The organism is Sporichthya polymorpha DSM 43042 (assembly GCF_000384115.1).
Taxonomy (GTDB): domain Bacteria; phylum Actinomycetota; class Actinomycetes; order Sporichthyales; family Sporichthyaceae; genus Sporichthya; species Sporichthya polymorpha.
On sequence record NZ_KB913029.1, the window covers coordinates 3,233,141 to 3,250,057 of the forward strand.

The 16,917-nt window shown below is 72.3% G+C and carries 16 protein-coding genes; 12 read left to right on the forward strand and 4 right to left on the reverse strand.

Annotated features, from left to right (window positions below; all coding sequences use genetic code 11):
- Positions 1-5 precede the first annotated feature (5 nt).
- Genes SPOPO_RS29900 through SPOPO_RS0115805 form a run of 4 tightly spaced genes read left to right on the forward strand, consistent with a single transcriptional unit; the run spans position 6 to position 3,808 of the window.
- Entirely contained in the window at positions 6-1,037 is a 1,032-nt protein-coding gene (locus SPOPO_RS29900; RefSeq protein ID WP_019875841.1) for an acyl-CoA dehydrogenase family protein, read from the forward strand.
- Positions 1,034-1,441, forward strand: a complete 408-nt coding sequence (locus tag SPOPO_RS35235) for a Zn-ribbon domain-containing OB-fold protein (protein WP_019875842.1) — start codon at positions 1,034-1,036, stop codon at positions 1,439-1,441. Before SPOPO_RS29900 ends, SPOPO_RS35235 begins: the two co-directional genes overlap by 4 nt.
- A gap of 19 nt (positions 1,442-1,460) precedes the next feature.
- Positions 1,461-2,660 carry a thiolase family protein gene (locus SPOPO_RS0115800; RefSeq protein WP_019875843.1) on the forward strand — a complete coding sequence of 400 codons (1,200 nt, stop codon included), beginning with the start codon at positions 1,461-1,463 and terminating at the stop codon, positions 2,658-2,660.
- The gene (locus SPOPO_RS0115805) at positions 2,657-3,808 is read left to right on the forward strand and encodes an acyl-CoA dehydrogenase family protein (RefSeq protein ID WP_028984825.1); all 1,152 of its coding nucleotides are present in this window, start codon (positions 2,657-2,659) and stop codon (positions 3,806-3,808) included. Before SPOPO_RS0115800 ends, SPOPO_RS0115805 begins: the two co-directional genes overlap by 4 nt.
- Positions 3,809-3,854: 46 nt before the next feature.
- On the opposite strand, the gene SPOPO_RS0115810 is transcribed toward SPOPO_RS0115805, so the two are convergent.
- Genes SPOPO_RS0115810 through SPOPO_RS29905 form a run of 3 tightly spaced genes read right to left on the reverse strand, consistent with a single transcriptional unit; the run spans position 3,855 to position 6,567 of the window.
- Positions 3,855-4,877: a hypothetical protein gene (locus tag SPOPO_RS0115810; protein WP_019875845.1), complete on the reverse strand. Its 1,023-nt coding sequence runs from the start codon at positions 4,875-4,877 to the stop codon at positions 3,855-3,857.
- An 11-nt stretch (positions 4,878-4,888) separates the two neighbouring features.
- Complete coding sequence (locus SPOPO_RS0115815) at positions 4,889-5,956, reverse strand: acyl-CoA dehydrogenase family protein (RefSeq protein ID WP_019875846.1); 1,068 nt, start codon at positions 5,954-5,956, stop codon at positions 4,889-4,891.
- Complete coding sequence (locus SPOPO_RS29905) at positions 5,953-6,567, reverse strand: HAD family hydrolase (RefSeq protein WP_169577206.1); 615 nt, start codon at positions 6,565-6,567, stop codon at positions 5,953-5,955. The genes SPOPO_RS0115815 and SPOPO_RS29905 overlap by 4 nt, the downstream gene beginning before the upstream one ends.
- Positions 6,568-6,643: 76 nt before the next feature.
- On the opposite strand from SPOPO_RS29905, the gene SPOPO_RS29910 reads away from it, so the two are divergent.
- Genes SPOPO_RS29910 through SPOPO_RS0115860 form a run of 8 tightly spaced genes read left to right on the forward strand, consistent with a single transcriptional unit; the run spans position 6,644 to position 14,174 of the window.
- Positions 6,644-7,555, forward strand: a complete 912-nt coding sequence (locus SPOPO_RS29910) for a 3-keto-5-aminohexanoate cleavage protein (protein ID WP_019875848.1) — start codon at positions 6,644-6,646, stop codon at positions 7,553-7,555.
- Positions 7,552-8,313: an SDR family oxidoreductase gene (locus SPOPO_RS0115830; RefSeq protein ID WP_019875849.1), complete on the forward strand. Its 762-nt coding sequence runs from the start codon at positions 7,552-7,554 to the stop codon at positions 8,311-8,313. The genes SPOPO_RS29910 and SPOPO_RS0115830 overlap by 4 nt, the downstream gene beginning before the upstream one ends.
- A gap of 8 nt (positions 8,314-8,321) precedes the next feature.
- Positions 8,322-9,950 (forward strand): AMP-binding protein, encoded by a 1,629-nt coding sequence (locus tag SPOPO_RS0115835; RefSeq protein ID WP_019875850.1) that lies wholly within the window; start codon positions 8,322-8,324, stop codon positions 9,948-9,950.
- Complete coding sequence (locus tag SPOPO_RS0115840; RefSeq protein ID WP_033385074.1) at positions 9,947-10,786, forward strand: amidohydrolase family protein; 840 nt, start codon at positions 9,947-9,949, stop codon at positions 10,784-10,786. Before SPOPO_RS0115835 ends, SPOPO_RS0115840 begins: the two co-directional genes overlap by 4 nt.
- On the forward strand, positions 10,783-11,997 hold the full coding sequence (locus tag SPOPO_RS0115845; RefSeq protein ID WP_019875852.1) for an acyl-CoA dehydrogenase family protein: 1,215 nt from the start codon (positions 10,783-10,785) through the stop codon (positions 11,995-11,997). Before SPOPO_RS0115840 ends, SPOPO_RS0115845 begins: the two co-directional genes overlap by 4 nt.
- A 10-nt stretch (positions 11,998-12,007) precedes the next feature.
- Entirely contained in the window at positions 12,008-12,787 is a 780-nt protein-coding gene (locus tag SPOPO_RS32925; protein ID WP_019875853.1) for an acyl-CoA dehydrogenase family protein, read from the forward strand.
- 22 nt (positions 12,788-12,809) lie between these two features.
- Positions 12,810-13,955, forward strand: a complete 1,146-nt coding sequence (locus SPOPO_RS0115855) for a cytochrome P450 (protein ID WP_019875854.1) — start codon at positions 12,810-12,812, stop codon at positions 13,953-13,955.
- Positions 13,956-13,973: 18 nt separating this feature from the next.
- On the forward strand, positions 13,974-14,174 hold the full coding sequence (locus SPOPO_RS0115860) for a hypothetical protein (RefSeq protein WP_019875855.1): 201 nt from the start codon (positions 13,974-13,976) through the stop codon (positions 14,172-14,174).
- Positions 14,175-14,252: 78 nt separating this feature from the next.
- Here the strand turns inward: SPOPO_RS0115860 and SPOPO_RS0115865 are convergent, their stop codons facing one another.
- Entirely contained in the window at positions 14,253-16,874 is a 2,622-nt protein-coding gene (locus SPOPO_RS0115865; protein ID WP_019875856.1) for an NAD-dependent epimerase/dehydratase family protein, read from the reverse strand.
- Positions 16,875-16,917 lie beyond the last annotated feature (43 nt).

Here is a 16,917-nt window from a genome sequence, read left to right on the forward strand (position 1 = left end):
CTGGCATGCACTACGGACTGACCGAGGAACAGATCTCGCTGCGGGAGATGGTCGCGCAGCTGCTGGCCGACCTCGCCGACCGGCGCGAGCGGTACGACACCGAGCTGCCGGTGGACGCCGCGACCCCGCGCGAGGCGAAGGTGTGGGCGGCGCTGGTGGAGTCCGGCGTCGCCGCGCTCGGCGTGCCCGAGGCGCTCGGCGGGCCGGGCGGGGACGCCATCGACCAGGTCGTCGTCGCCGAGGAAATCGGCGCCGCGCTGGCGCGGGTGCCGTTCGGGTCGGCAGCCCTGGCCTCGGTGGTCCTCGGTTCGGCCCCCGACGAGGCGTTGACGGCGCGCGTGCTGGAGGGTCGGCCGCCGGCGGTCGTGCTGCCGGGGGACACGGTGGTCCTCGACGCGGCGGAGGCCGATGCGGGTCTGGTGTTCACGGGCGGCGCGCTGGTCGAGCTCGCCGGCGAGGAGTGGGCGGCGGCACGTCGCGCTCAGCCGTGCGTCGACCGGACGCGATCGATCGCGACCGTCGCCATCCCGGCCGGGGCCGGGCGGGTGCTGCTCAACGACGCCGCGGAGTTGGGCGAGGAGGTCCGCCGGCGGCGGCAGGTGCTGCTCGCCGCGGAGTCGACCGGCGTCGCACGCTGGTGCCTCGACACGGCCTCGGCCTACGCCCGGACCCGGCAGCAGTTCGGCGTTCCGATCGGCACGTTCCAGGCGGTGAAGCACAACCTCGCCGACATGCTCGTCCGCGCCGAGAACGCGCGCAGTGCCACGTGGGGCGGGGCGTGGGCCCTGGCGCACGGGTGGCGGGACCGTGCGCTCTCGGCGGCGATGGCGAAGGCCGTCGCGACCGAGAACGCGCGGGCGGTCGCGGCGGCGGCGGTGCAGATCCACGGCGGCATCGGTGTCACTTGGGAGCACGACCTGCACCTGTACCTGCGGCGTGCGAAGGTGAACGAGCAGCTGGGCGGGACGCCGGCGGAGCGCTTCGCGGCGCTCGCCGGCCTGCTGCTGGATGACGCACCGTCAGGAGCTAGCGCGTGAGTGAGTTCGTCGTCCGCATGCTGCCCGAGGTGGAACCGCACACCGAGCGGTTCTGGACCTCGGGTCTCGCCGGGGCACTGGCGGTTCCGCGCTGCCGCGCCTGCGGCCACCACCTGATCCCGCCCGCGCCGGTGTGTCGCCGGTGCCGGAGCACCGACCTGGAGGACGTCGCGCTCTCCGGCCGGGGCGAGGTCTACACGTTCACGGTCAACGTCCAGCCGTGGTTCCCCGACATGGAGACGCCGAACGTCCTCGCGGTCGTCGAGCTCGCCGAGGAGCCCGGGTTGCGGCTGCTGGTCACGCTCGTCGACGTCGACCCCGAGGCCGTGACGATCGGGATGCCGGTGCGGCTCGCGTTCGCCGCGGCCGGCGAGGTCGCGATCCCCTACGGGGTGCCGGCGTGAGCGTGCGGAAGGCCCCGTCATGAGGAAGGCGGAGAGCGCGGTCGCGATCACCGGCGCCGGGCAGAGCGAGGTCGGGCGGAAGCTGAACCGCAGCAGCCTGGACCTGACCTGCGAGGCGGTCAGCCGTGCGGTCGCCGACGCGGGCCTGCGCATGGAGGACATCGACGGGCTCTGCACCTACCCCGGCGCGACCGGGATGCCGGGGCTCGGTGGGCCGGCGAGCAGCGACGTCCAGGACGCGCTCGGCCTGCAGCTGACCTGGCACAGCGGCGCGGCGGAGGGCCCGGGGCAGCTGCTCGCCGTCATGAACGCGATCCTCGCGGTGGCCGGCGGGATGGCGCGGCACGCCGTCGTCTACCGGACCGTCACCGAGGCGACGGTGCAGGGCAACGCGAAGCGCGGTGCGGTGAAACTGACGGGGCGTTCGTCGACGGGGCCCGAGGTGACCAGCGGTCCGTTCCAGTGGGTGATGCCGCCCGGCGCGTACAGCCCGGTCAACTGGCTGGCGCTGTCGGCGACGCGGTACCAGCACACGTACGGTCTGCGGCGTGAGGACCTCGGCGGCATCGCGGTCGCGGCCCGGGCTCACGCGGCGCGGAACCCGGCGGCGGTGTTCCGGCAGCCGTTGACGATGGCGGACTACCTTGCCGGCCGCATGATCTCCACCCCACTCTCGCTCTACGACTGCGACGTGCCGTGCGACGGGAGCGTCGCGATCGTGGTGTCGGCGCGCGAGGCGGCGGCGGACACCCGTCCGGTCCCGGTGTTCGTCGAGGCCATGGGAGCGGCGGTGACCGACCGGCCGCAGTGGTTCCACCGCGGCGACCTCGCGACCATGGCGTTGCACGACGTCGGCACGTCGCTGTGGGCCCGCACCGACCTCAAGCCCTCCGACGTCGACACCGCCCAGCTCTACGACGGCTTCAGCTTCCTGACGCTGCTGTGGGTCGAGGCCCTCGGGTTCTGCGGACCGGGGGAGGGGGCGGCGTTCCTCGACGGCGGGCGCACGATGGCGCTCGACGGGTCGCTGCCGATGAACACGTCCGGCGGTCAGCTCTCCGCGGGGCGGCTGCACGGGTACGGGCACCTGTACGAGGCGGTGCTCCAGGCCCGCGGGGACGCCGGGGCCCGGCAGGTCACCGGCGCCGAGGTGGTGCTGACCAGCGCCGGTGGCGGCCCGTTCGCCGGGGCGTTGCTGCTGACGAGGGGACATCGGTGACTGAAACGTTGGACGCCTTCCGCGCCCGGGCCCGGGCGTTCCTCGACAGTCGGGCCGAGCGCGACCCGGCGCGGGCGCGGTCGGTGCTCGCGATCTTCGCCGAGCGCTCGGCCGCGGAGGACGCGGAGTGGGCGGCAGCCTGCCGCGCGTGGCAGCGCGAACTCTTCGACGCCGGGTTCGCGGGCGTCGCGTGGCCGACCGAGGTCGGTGGTCAGGGGCTCTCGCCGGCGCACGCGCACGTGTGGGCCGAGGAGCAGGCGCCGTACGTCGTCGCGCGCGGGCTCTTCGACGTCACGCTGGAGATCATCGGCCCGACGTTGTTCACCCTCGGAACCCCCGAGCAGCGCGAGCACTGCCGCGCGATGCTCCGCGGCGACGAGGTGTGGTGCCAGTTGTTCAGTGAGCCGGGCAGCGGAAGTGACCTGGCGTCACTGCGGACGCGTGCGGAGCCCGACGGCGTCGGCTGGCGCGTCACCGGCCAGAAGGTCTGGACCAGCGAGGCCAAGCACGCCCGGTACGGCTACCTGCTGGCGCGGACCTCCGTCGAGGGGCGCAAGCACGATGGGCTGACGGCGTTCCGGCTCGACCTGGACCAGCCCGGGGTGGAGGTCCGCGAGCTGCGGCAGATGACCGGCGGGTCCTCGTTCTCCGAGGTGTTCCTCGACGGTGCCCGCATCGGCCCCGCCGACGTCCTCGGCGAGGTGGGCAAGGGCTGGCGCGTGGCGATGACGACGCTCGGCTTCGAGCGGTTCTCCAGCCACGGCAAGTCGTTCCGGGCCCTCGTCGACCGCGCCCGCGACCTCGACTGGTCCGACCCGATCGCCCGCGACACCTACGTCCGCGCCGTCGTGGAGCACCGCGTGCTCGCCGCGATGGAGGAGCAGGTGAATTCCGCGCTGCTGGCCGGGAAGTCCCCGGGGCCGGAGGCGACCCTCGCCAAGCTCGCCGTCGCCCAGCTGCTGGAGACCCTCTCCGACGCCGTCGCCGCCTCCCTCGGCCCGGTGCTCACCGCCGGCGCCGTCGACCTCGACGACGAGTGGCGCCGCCTCCTCCTCGCGAAGCCGGCCTTCCACATCGCCGGCGGGACCGACGAGATCCTCCGCACCCTCGTCGCCGAGCGCGTCCTCGGCCTCCCGCGCGGCTCCTGACGTCCGAAGATGTGGCCGCTATAGCAGCCACATCTTCGGACGTCCGCTACGTCAGGAGGGCGTCGACGGGGCTGACGCCGGCGTCGCGGATGCGCTCCATGAACGTCTCGCCCCAGCCGAAGGCGACCTTTACCGGGCGGTCCTCCCCGTGCCGGAGGACGCGGCCGGCCTGGGCGCGGTAGCCGCCCCAGCGGGCGGCGGTGAACGGGGACATCTGACCGCCGGGCTCGAGCTCGAAGATCCAGGTCCGGCCGTCGGTCGCCTGGTAGCCGAGGCGGGCGGCCCAGTCGTCGGGGTCGGGGTCGATGCCGGGTCGGCAGGTGGCGTCCAGAACGACGGGACCGTCGGCGTTCGCGACCGCGACGAAGTTGAAGCCGTCCCGGCCGAAGCAGACCTGCCCCCACTCCACGTCACCGTTCTCGAACTCCGCGGCCCAGGCGGTCCACGAGAGTTGCTGGCGGTTGAAGATGTGCCACTCCTTCCAGTCCGCGCCGTGGGGCCAGTAGCCGTGGTCGAGGAAGACGAATCCGTCGACCTGCTCGCCGAGGACGGTGCCGGAGATCTTGTAGAGCTCGGAGGTGTAGAAGAACGGGAGCTCGTGGTCCAGACTCCCGATCTGGATGCCCGGGCCGACGAGGTTGCCCGACAGCTCCATCACCGTGCCCTCGCGCCAGTGCATCGCGCCGGGGGTGAGGCGGTAGTCCAGGCCCTCCTCGGGAGCGCCGCCGGCCTTGCCGAGCAGCGAGCCGTGCAGGTGGTGCTCGGAGTCGGAGTACTCGCGCTTGACCTCACCGCGGACGGTGTTCAGCGACTCCGGCGCGAGCGTGACCTTGCCGCTCTTGGTGTTCATCAGCCACAGGCCGCCGGTCATCGGGCCGCAGAACTTGCGCTCGACGATGTGCAGCGCGCCCGTCTCGTCGCGCCACCCGCCGTAGAGGTACATCGACTGCTCGGTCAGCCCGAACGGACGGGCGGTCGGACGGTGCATGTCGAGGTTCGGCGCGTAGCACGAGACCGCGGTCGGGAAGCCGAGGTCGCCGAGGGCGGGAGCGTTGTCGAGCGTGGTCATCAGACTCCTCGTCAGATCTGCAGGACGGTCGCCAGCTCGCGCCGGCGGGCGGCCGCGCCGCCGAAGAACGCCGCCGACGCGAGCGCCCGGCGGTAGAGCAGGTGGGCGTCGTGCTCCCAGGTGAAACCGATCCCGCCGTGGACCTGGATCAGCGCCTTCGTCGCGGACACCGCGGTCTCGGCGGCGTGCGCGGCCGCGACGGCGACGAGCTCCGCGGCGTCGGAGCGGCCCTCGTCGACGGCGGCCGCCGCGAGGCGCACCGCGGCCTCGGCACCGACGGTCCCGGCGAGCACGCCCGCGAGCAAATGCTGGATCGCCTGCTGCGCGCCGATCGGCTTGTCGAACTGGACGCGCAGCTTCGCGTACTCCACCGCCATCGTCAGCGCGGCGCGGCAGACGCCGGCCTGCTCGGCCCCGTTCGCCAGCACCGCGAGACGACGCCAGCGGGCGAGGCCGTCGGTCGCGTTCTCGGCGAGCACCTCGGCCGCCGCGCCGTCGAACACCACGTCGGCGCACGGGCGGGTCGGGTCGAGGGCATCGGTCGGGCGCAGGGTCACCCCGGGCTGGTCGAGGTCGACACGGACGACGCACCCGCCGGCGAGCACCACGAGCACTTCGGTGCTCCGGGCGGCCTCGGGCACGCGGAGCACGGTGCCGGTGAGTCGCCCGTCCGCGAGCTCAAGCTCCGTCAGCGGCTCGCCGTCGTCGCCCACCGCCACGGTGGAGCGAGCAGCTCCACCGGCGAGGAGCGGCAGCAGTTGCGTCCGGGCGGGGCCGGAAACCGTCTCCGCCACCAGTTGCCCCGCGAGGGCGACGGTCGAGAACAGCGGCTGGTCGAGCAGGACCGCGCCGGTCTCCTCGAGCAGCACGACGAGTTCCCGCTGCCCGCCACCGGCGCCGCCGTCAACCTCGGCGAACGGAAGTCCGGCGACGCCAACCTCGGCGACCAGGCGGTTCCACACGCCCTCGTCCCGGGGCTTGCCGGCCAGCGCCGTCGTCCGCACCCGGGCGAGCGGGGCGTGCGCCGCGAGCAGCGTGCGGAGCGTGGTGCGCAGGTCGTCGAGATGATCACCCGTCACGGAGTCACCACCCCGCGGAGGAAGGCCTCGAGCCGGTCGCGCCCGTCGAACGACCACGTCAGCATCCCGAGATCCGCGGCCGGGGGCAGGTTCTCGGCGAAGTCGTCGACGTAGAGCACCTCGTCGGCAGGGAGCCCGAGGCGTTCGAGCACGAGGGCGTAGATGCGCGGGTCCGGCTTGCGGAGCCCGACCTCGCTGCTGTCGACGACCACGTCGAAACACTCCCGCGGAAGTGTCTCGCGCCAGAACACCGACTCCTTGGCGTTGTTGGTCAGCAGGCCGAGGCGTATTCCGTCGGCGTGCAGGCGGCGGACGAGGTCGACCATCGCCGGCTCCAGGTGGCCGGCGTCCTCGACCGCGGCGGCCAGGGCCCGCAGGTCCAGGCGCAGTCCGTGCGCGGCCTGCACGCGCGTCCCGACGGACTTGAGGAACTCGCGAAAGCTGATCTCGCCCCGCTCGACCTGCGCGAACACCTCGTCGCCGCGGAAGAAGGCGCGCAGGGTCCCGTCCGGCAGGCCGAGGGAGTCGTTGAGCTCGTCGAGCGGGCCGAACACCGGAGGAGTGAGGACCCCGCCCAGGTCGAAGACCACCGCTGCAATGCGCTGTTCCACGCTCGCAGCATGGCACATCAAGAGGAAATCATCTACAGTCGGGAGCGCCAGCCGGATCGTGGCCGAGGGAGGCTCCATGGCGCTGCGGGACAGCGGCAAGGTCGTGGTCGAGGTCGGGGTCAACGAGGTCGCGACCAAGGACGAGGCCGCGGGCGTCCCGTACACCGCCGAGGAGGTCGCGGCCGACGTCGTCGCCTGCGGTCGCGCGGGCGTGACGATGGCCCACTTTCATGCGCGCCACCCGGACGGACGGCAGGCCTTCACCGACGCCGCGATCACCGGCGACGTGCTCGCCGCCGTCGCGCGCGAGATCGATCTGCTCGCCTACCCGAGCTACAACAACGCCGACCTGTCGGTGGTGTGGGACCTCGCGGCGAGCCGGGAACCCGAGCGCCGGCTGCAGGTCAGCCCGTTCGACCCGGTGCAGCACATCCGCCGCGTGCTCTGGCAGGAGGAGTCGAACAGCTTCGGCGTCGTCACCTTCGGCCCGGACGACCCGGCCCACAGTCGACCCCCGTACCCGCCGGAGCTCGACCGCCTCGCCGAACTCGGCCTCGTCCCGAACATCGCGATCTTCAACGTCTCGGACCTGCGGTGGACGCTGCTCGCCGCCCGCGCCGGGGTGCTGCGCCAGCCGCTGAACCTGAAGATGTTCTTCTCCGACCGCTGGGTCAGCAACAACGAACCCGACCCGGCCGTGCTCGACTTCCTGCTGAGCCGGATCCCGGACGGCATCGACCACGAGACCGTCGTCGTCCCGTACGCGATGTCCTCCGCCGAACGCTGCGAGGCCCTCTGGGACGCCGCCCTCGAGCGCGGTCTCGGGATCCGGACCGGGCTCGGCGACACCCCGCTGGTCCACCCGACCGCCACCAACGCCGAGCTCGCCGAACGGGCCGTCGAGCGCGTCCGCAAGCACGGCCTCGAACCCGCGACCACCGCCGAGCTGCGCGAGCGCTGCGGCCTGACCGCCGGAGCAGCGGCATGACGGATACTCAGAATCCGCGGACCGCGTTCGTCATCGGCGGCAGCCGGGGGGTCGGGGCGGCCGCCGTCCGGCAGTACGCGGCGCGGGGGACGCGGGTTGCGATCGGCTACACGTCCAACGACGAGGCGGCCAAGGAGACTGCGCGCGCCGCCGCGGAGGTCGGGCCGGAGCCGATCCTCGTCAAGGGCGACCTCGGTACCGAGGGCGCCTCGATGACCGTCCGTGCCGCGGAGGAACTCGGCGGTCTCGACGCGCTGGTCACGACGGCGGTCCCGCTCATCACCGGCCGGACGCTCGGCGTCACGCGCGAGGACTACGAGCGCGCCTTCGACGTCCAGGTCTGGGGGTTGTGGGAGATCGTGCGCGCCGGATTGCCGTACCTCGCGGACGGCGGCGGTGCGGTCGTCGCCGTGACGAGCCTGGGCAGCAACTCCTACGCCCGCTACTACGGCGCGCTCGGTCCGGCGAAGGCCGCGATGGAGGGGCTGGTGCGTTACTACGCCGCCGAGCTCGGCCCGAAGCAGGTGCGCGTCAACGCCGTTTCCCCTTGTCTGATCGACAATCCGGGCCACGGGGGCGAGGACCAGATCGCCGGCGTGCACGAGGTCATCGCGGCCGTGGCGGCGAAGACGCCGATGCGCCGACTGGCGACCCCCGACGAGATCGCCTCCGTCGCCGTCGCCCTCACCACGCCCGCGTTCGTCTTCGTCACCGGCCAGGTGATCGCGGTCGACGGCGGCTACAGCCTGCTCGCCTGAGGAGACCCGTGACCGACAGTTCGTGGGGCCCCGTCACCGACACGCGCACGCTCGGGGACGTCGTCGTCTCCGGCGCGAAGCAGTGGCCGGACCACCCGGCGCTGGTCATCGACCGCGTCCCGATCACGTACGCGGAGGCCGACGACCGGTCCAACCGGACCGCCGCCGCCCTGCACGCCCTCGGGGTCCGGCACGGGGACCGCGTCGCGCTGCTGGTGGAGAACTGCATCGAGATCGCGGACGTCTGGTTCGCGTGCGGGAAGACCGGCGCGATCGAGGTCGCGCTCAACACCGCCTACCGCGGGGACTACCTGCGCCACCAGTTGCTGAACTGCCTGCCCCGGGTGCTGGTGATCGCGGCCGAGTACGTCGACCGCCTGCCGGACACCGAGCTCGAGGGCCTCGCGGCCGTCCTCGTCCGCGGCTCGCTCGACGGGCTGCCGGAAACGTTGCTCGGCGCCCCGGTGCTGCCGGTGACCCATCTGCTCGACGGCGACCCCGAGACGCTGCCGCCCGCGGAGGTCACCTACGCCGACCCGTTGATGATCGTCTACACCGGCGGGACGACCGGCCCGAGCAAGGGCGTCGTCCTCCCGCACCGCGCGGTGATCAATGCCGCCGACACGTCGTTCCGCAACCGCGGCGGCCGCGAGGGCGACGTCGTCTACAGCCCACTGCCGCTGTTCCACCTGAACGCGCACATGGTCACCGTGCTCGGGCCGATGCTCCACGGCGGGACCGGCGTGCTCGACCAGCGGTTCTCGGTCTCGCAGTTCTGGGACCGCGTCGACGAGGTCGGCGCCGACCACATCGCGATCCTCGGCGCGATGCTGACGATGGTGTGGAACCTGCCTCCGTCCGAGCGGGACGCGCAGCACGGCGTTCGCGTCCTGATCGGCGCCCCGATCTCCGCGGACATGCGCGAGCAGTGGGAGAGCCGGTACGACCTGAAGGTCTCGCAGGGCTTCGCGCTGACGGAGTGCACGCCGATCTGCAGCCGCCCGATCTGGCTCGACTCGCCGCCGGGGTCGAGCGGCATTCCCGTCGAGAGCGTCGAGGTCCGGCTCTTCGACGACTCCGACCACGAGGTACCGGTCGGCTCCATCGGCGAGGTGTGCGTGCGGCCGCGGCAGCCGTCGGTCATGTTCACCGAGTACTTCCGCAACCCCGAGGCGACGCGCGCGGTCTGGCGCAACGGCTGGTTCCACACCGGCGACCTGGGCCGGTTCGACTCCAACGGGTTCTTCTACTTCGAGGACCGCAAGAAGGACTACCTCCGCCGGCGGGGGGAGAACGTGAGTTCCTTCGAGGTCGAGCGGACCGTGCGCGGGTTCGGCGGGATCGCGGACGTCGCCGCCATCGGCGTCCCGAGCGAGTTCACCGAGGACGACTGTCTCGTCGCGGTCGTCCCGGCGCCGGGGGTGACGATCGAGCCGTTCGAGCTCATTCGGTACTGCGTGGACAACATGCCGTTCTTCGCCGTGCCGCGGTACGTGCGCCTCGTCGAGGAGTTGCCGAAGAGTCCGGTCGGCAAGATCCTGAAGTACGTGCTGCGCGAACAGGGAACCACCGGCGCCTTCGACCTCGAGGCGCACGGCTATCGCGTCAATCGCGAGGGACTGGTGCCGACCCGATGACGAGCCGGCCCGTGATCGACGCCTGGGTCCAGCCCTGGACACCCGCGGTCGCGCAGGCGCAGCCCGCGCGCAACCGCAGCCTCGCCGAGCGGTTGGGCGCGACCCGGCTGCTGGAGGGGATGCCCGCCGAGGCGCTGCTGGAGGAGATGGACGCGGCCGGGGTCGACCGCGCGCTGGTCTCGGCCGGGCCGACGATCGCGTGGGAGGAGGTCCTCAAGGCCGTTGCCCTCGCGCCGGAGCGGCTGCTCCCGGTCGCGAGCGTCGACCCCTGGACGCTCGACGGCGTGATGCCGGCGGTGCACGAACTGCGCCGCGCGGTTTCCGAGCACGGCGCGGTCGCGCTCAAGCTCGAACCGTTCCACCAGGACAAGGCGCTCACCGAGGCGCGCTGGTACCCGCTGTACGCGGCGTGCGTGGACCTCGACATCACCTTGCAGGTGCAGGTCGGGAACACCGGGCCCGCGACGTACCCGTCGTACACCGGGCAGCCGCTGTACATCGACCGTCTCGCGATCGACTTCCCCGAGCTGCGCATCGTCGCGGGACACATCGGCTGGCCCTGGACGACCGAGATGATGGCGATCGCCCAGAAGCACGACAACGTCTGGATCGACACCAGCGCCCACCAGCCGAAGTACTACCCGCCGGAGTTCGTGCACTTCCTGCGCACGTTCGGCCGTACCAAGTGCATCTGGGCCAGCGACTGGCCGATCCTCGACTTCCCGACGGCGCTGGCGGGCCTCGATGACTTCGACCTCAAGCCCGAGGTCGAGCGGCGCTTCCTGCACGACAACGCCGTCGCGGCGTTCCGGCTCGACCGCCGGGGCTGGGCATGACGTTCGCCCTGGAGCCCGAAGGAGCCGCAGTCCTCGCCGAGGTCGCGGAGCTGGTCGGAAGCTACGGCCGGGAGGAGATCCTCGCGCTGCGCGCGGAGGTCGAGACTCTCGGTGCGGAGCGGCACGCGGAGTCCTTCCACCGTGAGCTCGCGAAGCGGAACCTGCTGGCGATCGGACTGCCGGAGCCCTGGGGCCGCAGCGCGGGGCCGACCGAGCGCTACGCCCTGCACGAGGCCCTCGACGCCGCCGGCCTGCCGACGTACAGCCTCGAGCTGAACGAGACGATGGCGGGGATGATCGCCCGTCGGGGCCGCCCCGAGCTCGTCGCCGAACACCTGCCGAAGCTGCTCGCAGGGGAGTGGACCTACGCCGGGGGGTACAGCGAGCCCGAGGCCGGCAGCGACCTGCTGGCGCTCCGGACACGTGCGGTCCGCGAGGGCGAGGAGTACGTCGTCACCGGCACCAAGCTCTGGACGTCGTCGGCGCACCTGGCCGACTGGATCGTCACGATCGTCCGCACCGACCCGGAGTCGCAGCGGCACCGGGGCCTGTCGATCCTCGTCATCGACGCGAAGGCGCCGGGCGTGACGATCGACGCCGTTCCGGTCGTCGGTGGGTGGCGCGTCAACGCCGTCAGCTTCGACCAGGTGCGGGTCCCGGCGTCGCACCTCCTCGGTGAGGAGAACCGCGGTTGGGCCGTTCTCTCCCAGGCCCTCACCGACGAGCGAACGATGAGCTTCGGCGGCCGCGAATCCCGGCTGCTGCTCGCGCGGCTGATCCATCGGTGGGCCGCGACCCAGGAGGACGTCGACGACGTCCGTGCCGAGGCGCTCGGTGACCTCGTTGTCGAGCTCGAGATCGAGCGGCTGCTGAACCTCCGCGCCGCCGCCCTGGGTGAACGCGGCGAGGACGCCGCCGCCGAGGCGAGCATCAGCAAGGTCTTCGGCTCCGAGCTCGCCCAGCGCACCGCCGAGTGGGTCGACGCCGTCCTGTCCACCGACGTTGATAAGGGGTGTCACCCTTTGTCGACCGATGTTGATAAGGGGTGTCACCCCTTGTCGACGTCGACGGGCGCGGGGCCGGCCGCGGATCCGCTGATCGCCGACGCGGGGCAGGCCCTGCGAACCTCGACCGCGTTCACGATCATCGGTGGGACCTCGGAGGTCCAGCGCAACGTCGTCGCCGACCGGGGCCTGGGGCTGCCGCGATGAGGGGGTCGCGATGATCGACGAACGCTGGGGCCCGGACGCCCGCGAGTTCGCCGCCGCACTGCGGGACACCTTGCGGCGCGCGTGCCCCCCGGAGACGGTGCGGGCGATCGAGGCGGACCCGCAGGGCGCGGAGGCGACGCGGCTGGCGCAGGCGCTGGCGCAGGTGGGGTTGGAGGAGCTTCCGCTGGAGCCGGAGCTCCTGGCCGCGGCGGCGTTCGAGCTCGGTCGCGCGGCCGCACCGGCGCCCTTCGCGGTCGACGACGAGCACCTCGCCGTGCTCGTCGACGTCGCCCGGATCGCCGGGGCGGCGGAGCGGGCGTTGGAGCTCGCGGTCGCGTACGCGCAGGAGCGCCGCCAGTTCGGGGTCCCCATCGGCTCGTTCCAAGCGATCGCGCACAAGCTCGTCGACACACGCATCGCGGTGGACGGGCTCGTCCTGCTCGTCCGGAAGGTCGCGTGGGCCAGTGCGGATTCAGGTGCGCCCGACGACTTCTGGACCGCCGCCCTGATCAGTGCCGCCGTGCCGCGCGCGTTCACCGTCGCCCGCAACACGCACCAGGTGTTCGGCGGGCACGGATTCACCGTCGAGGCCGACCTGCAGTTGTGGACGCGGCGGCTGAAGGACTGGGCCCGAGCGCTCCCGCAGGACCCGACGGCGGCGCGGCTGCGCATCGCGCGGACGCTGCTCGCCGACCCAAACTCCGAGCAGATCCGCGACCTCTGGCAGCACCGGCACGGCCTCCGCCTGCCCCGGTGGGCCCGCGAACTCGACGCCGTTCCGGCCCACTGATGGATCGTCAGGAGTGAGCGAGATGGAGTACGACCCGCTGGCGCCGCCGGACCACCCGTGGGCCGCGCTCGACGCCCTGCGTGAGCAGTGCCCCGCGCACCGCACGCCGAAGGGCATCGTGCACACCGTCGGGTACCCGACGGTGACGAGCGTCCTCGCCGACCACGAGACCTACTCCAGCCGCTCGCTCCGGCCGCCGGCCGAGGGGGAGGTCGAGCAGCTGCTGCACCTTGACGGCGCGGAGCACGTCCGCGTCCGCCGGATCGCGAACAAGGCCCTGCCGAAGCGGTTCATGCTGCACTGCCAGCCCTGGGTGGAGGAGATCGCCCGCGAGCTCCTGACGCCGCACCTCGGCTCCGGGGGCTTCGACCTGGTCCCGGCCCTGTCGCAGCCGCTGCCCGCGATCGTGTTCTTCCGCCTGCTCGGCATTCCCGAGTTCGACCGTGAGCGGTTCATCTCCTGGGCCGACGACGCCGTCGAGCACAGCCACCGCTCCGAGGAACCGCCGAGCCACCCCGAGTTCGTCGCCTACGCGCGGGAGCGCATCGAGCACGTCCGGGCTCACCCGGGCGAGGACATCCTCAGCTCGCTCGTCCACACCGAGGTGAACGGCCAGCGGTTGACCGACGACGAGCTCGTCGCAATGGTGCGCATCCTCATCGTCGCCGGCACCGAGACCACCGCGAACGCGATCTCGACGCTGTTCCACCAGCTGCTTTCCCGGCCCGAACTGTGGGAGAAGGTGAAGGCCGACGAGAGCCTGCGCGCCGTCGCCGTCGAGGAGGCGCTGCGCATCGACCCGCCGCTGGCGTGGATCCCGCGCATCGCGGCCGCGGCGACCGAGATCGCCGGCGTCGAGATCCCGGCCGGCTGCGTCGTCGCCGTCAACCTCGCGAGCGCCAACCACGACCCGACGCACTACGCCGACCCGCACACGTTCCGGCTCGACCGGTCCAAGGACGAGCCGACCCCGGTCACGTTCGGCTTCGCGTCCCACTTCTGCATCGGGGCCCCGCTGGCCAAGGTCGAGCTCCGCGGCGCCCTCAACACCGTCCTCGACCTGTTCCCGGACCTCCACCTCCCCGCCGACTACGAGTGGAAGCCCCGCGGCCCGGTCATGATGCGCGGGGCCAAGACCCTCCCCGTGCGGTTCGCCCTGCGTTCCTGACCGCGGATATCATGGGACATGGCGCATCAGGATGAACTCTCGTGGACCTTCGAAGAGTGGCAAGAGCGCATACGGCTCACGCAAGCTCGGATCGAAGCCATCGAGCAGAAGCAGTATCCGTGGTTCGGCAACCACGACGAGTTGCTCACGCTGTTGCGCGAGCACTGCCTGTTCACCACCAGGCATGTCGAATGGATGAGGCGCGCGGGGTTGTGCTGATTTCAGCGGCAGCCGTGATCTTTGCGTCCGGCGAAGTGTGGCCCATAGGCCACAGTTGGCCGGACGTAAGCGGGGAGGTCAGGGGAGGACGGTGACGGTGCCGGCGGCGCCGTCGACCTCGACGAGCTGACCGTCCGTCAGGCGGACGCAGGCGCCGCCCAGCCCGACGACGGCGGGGATGCCGAACTCCCGGGCGACGATGGACGCGTGGGACATCAGCCCGCCGAACTCGGTGACGACGGCGGAGGCGACGCCGAAGAACGGGGTCCACCCGGTGTCGGTGGCGCTCGCGACGAGGATCTCGCCCTCGTCGAGGTCGTCCTCGGGGGAGGACATGCGCCGGACCCGGCCGCGGACGGTCCCGGGGGAGGCGGGGATCCCGGTGAGCACCGCGCCCGAGCTGAAAGCCGCGGCCTCGGCGTCCAGGGAGATCTGCCCGGAGAAGTCGGTAGGCAGGTTCAGCGCGGCCAGCCGAATCCGCTCGGCCCGGCGGCGGGCGACGAGCTCCCGGAAGTCCCGGGCGTTCGCCGCGTACACCTCGTCGAGACGGAGGTGGAAGACGTCGCCGGGCTCGGTCAGCCGGCCGCGTTCGATCAGCCGGCGCTCCCACTCGCGCAGCGCCTTGCGCAGCTGATGCGTCGTCAGCACGACGGCGTCACGGGCCCGTTCGCGCCGGCAGATCGCCTGGAGCGCGACCTTCCCCAGCCGGGCGGCGAGCCCCGAGGGCGGGCTCGCGGGTGGCAGGGCGGAGCGCTCACTCATCGAACCCGCGATCGCGCGGAGCAGCAAGGCGGGGGAGTCGGCGTAGACCTTGTTGGCGAGCTCGGTCTCGCCGGGGCCGCGGTGACCGCAGTCCGCGAGCAGCTTGCGGACCTCGCGGGCGAAGCTCGGCGCGTCCGCGGCGAGCCGGTCGAGCGTCGTGTCGTCGATCCCGCCGCTGAGCAGAGCGCCGACGGTGTCGTTGGTCCGCGCGATCCGCGCGAGGTTCCCGATGCCGTGCAGCAGCCGCCCGCTGGGCAGCGACCCCGCCTCGCCTCTGAGCGCGAGGATCGCCTGGCGGCCGTACTTGCGCTCGAGGATCGCGGTCGGGCCACTGACGAGGAACGTGCAGACGTTGCCGGTCTGCCACGCCTTGAGGGTGTCGTCCCAGAGGACGTCGATGGATGCGAGCAGCCGCTCGTCCGGCAGCGTCGCGTCGGGGTCGAGGCGTGCGGCGTGCTCCTGCGCCCGGGCGATCGCGCGGCCGACCTCGGCGTCGAGGCCGGCGAGCCGCGGCCCCGCCTGCAGTGCGAAGCGCGCGTACCCGAGGACGTCGCGCGGCGTCGTTCGCGGGCGGACGAAGTTCTCCGGGTACGGCTGACCCAGCGTCTGGTACTTGAAGTCCTCGGGCGTCTGACCGGGGACGGCGACGACCATCTCCTCCAGCACGGAGGTGTTGTTGTAGAGGCGGTGGCCGAAGATGCCGAGCTGGCGACGGCGGATGTTGTCCGCGATGTGCTCCGGCAGCGGCAGCAACCGCGCGACGAGGTCGGCGCTGGTGCTCAGCGACTCCCACCCCATCTGCAGCGAGAGCGGGGTCATCGGGCCGGGGAAGGCTTCGGCGAGGTTGGCGGCGGTCCAGTCGGGATAGCGGGGGTCTGTGCGGACGGTGTCGAACTCACCCGCGACGGCGGGGTCGATCGCCTCGACGAAATTGCCGGCGTCGTCGCCCCCGGCCGCGCCGTGGTCGCGGACGCGGTCGAGCCGGTTCGGCCGGCGCACCTCCTTCATCCCGAGCACAACGTGCGAGCCGGACGTCCGGCCCTGGTCCGCGAACGCCTCGGCGCTGGTCCACGCGACGGAGAACCCGAAGTCCTCCTTCAGCCGCGTCGTGTCACCGATGGGGAAATGAGCCATCAGATTCACGAGCTCCGGCGCGGAGTGCGCGGCGGGGACGACCTTGCCGACCTGACGCAGCACCGCGGTCACGGCCGGGACGGAGAACGGCAGCAGCGGGCGCCGGCACAACCGCGCGATCTCGGCCCAGCTGACGACGTCGTCGGCGGCGAGGTTCACCGCGCCGGTCTGCGTCGAGGTGCACGCCTGCGCGAAAAAGCGGCCGACGTCGTCCTGGTGGACCGACTGCATGCCCCAGCCGAGGTTCGGGATCACCAGCTGCCGGTAGACGTTCGCCGGCGCGTTGTGCGCGTGCCGGCCGACGACCACCGTCGGGCGGACGCGCACCGCGGACACCCCGCTCGCGACGATGAGCTGTTCGGCCTCGGCCTTGTGGAGTTCGTAGACCATGTCGCGGCCGGGGCGCAGTTCCTCGTCCTCGTGCCAGGGCTGCGGATGGTCGGGGTGCCCGCCGTACGCGGTGATCGAGGACGCGAAGACCAGGCGCGCGCAGCCGGTGTCGGCCATAGCCTTGAGCACGTTCTCGGTGCCGCCGATGTTGAGCGGCGTCGCGGCCTCGAGGCTGATCGACCCGCTCACCGCCCACGCGAGGTGCACGACCGCATCGCAGTCGGTCATCGCCGCCCGGACGCTCGCGGGGTCGCAGATGTCGCCGCGGAAGAACGTCGCCCGGGCGGGAAGTCGCTCGGGTTCGCGGCGGGCGAAGACCACGACGTCGTGGCCGAGTCGAGACAGCCACGTGCTCGTCGCGATGCCGAACGCTCCGGTCCCACCGGTGACCAGGACCCGCCCGCCGTGACCCACGTCGATCTCCTCTGCAGCGTCCCGGCAGACTAGCGCCGACCTG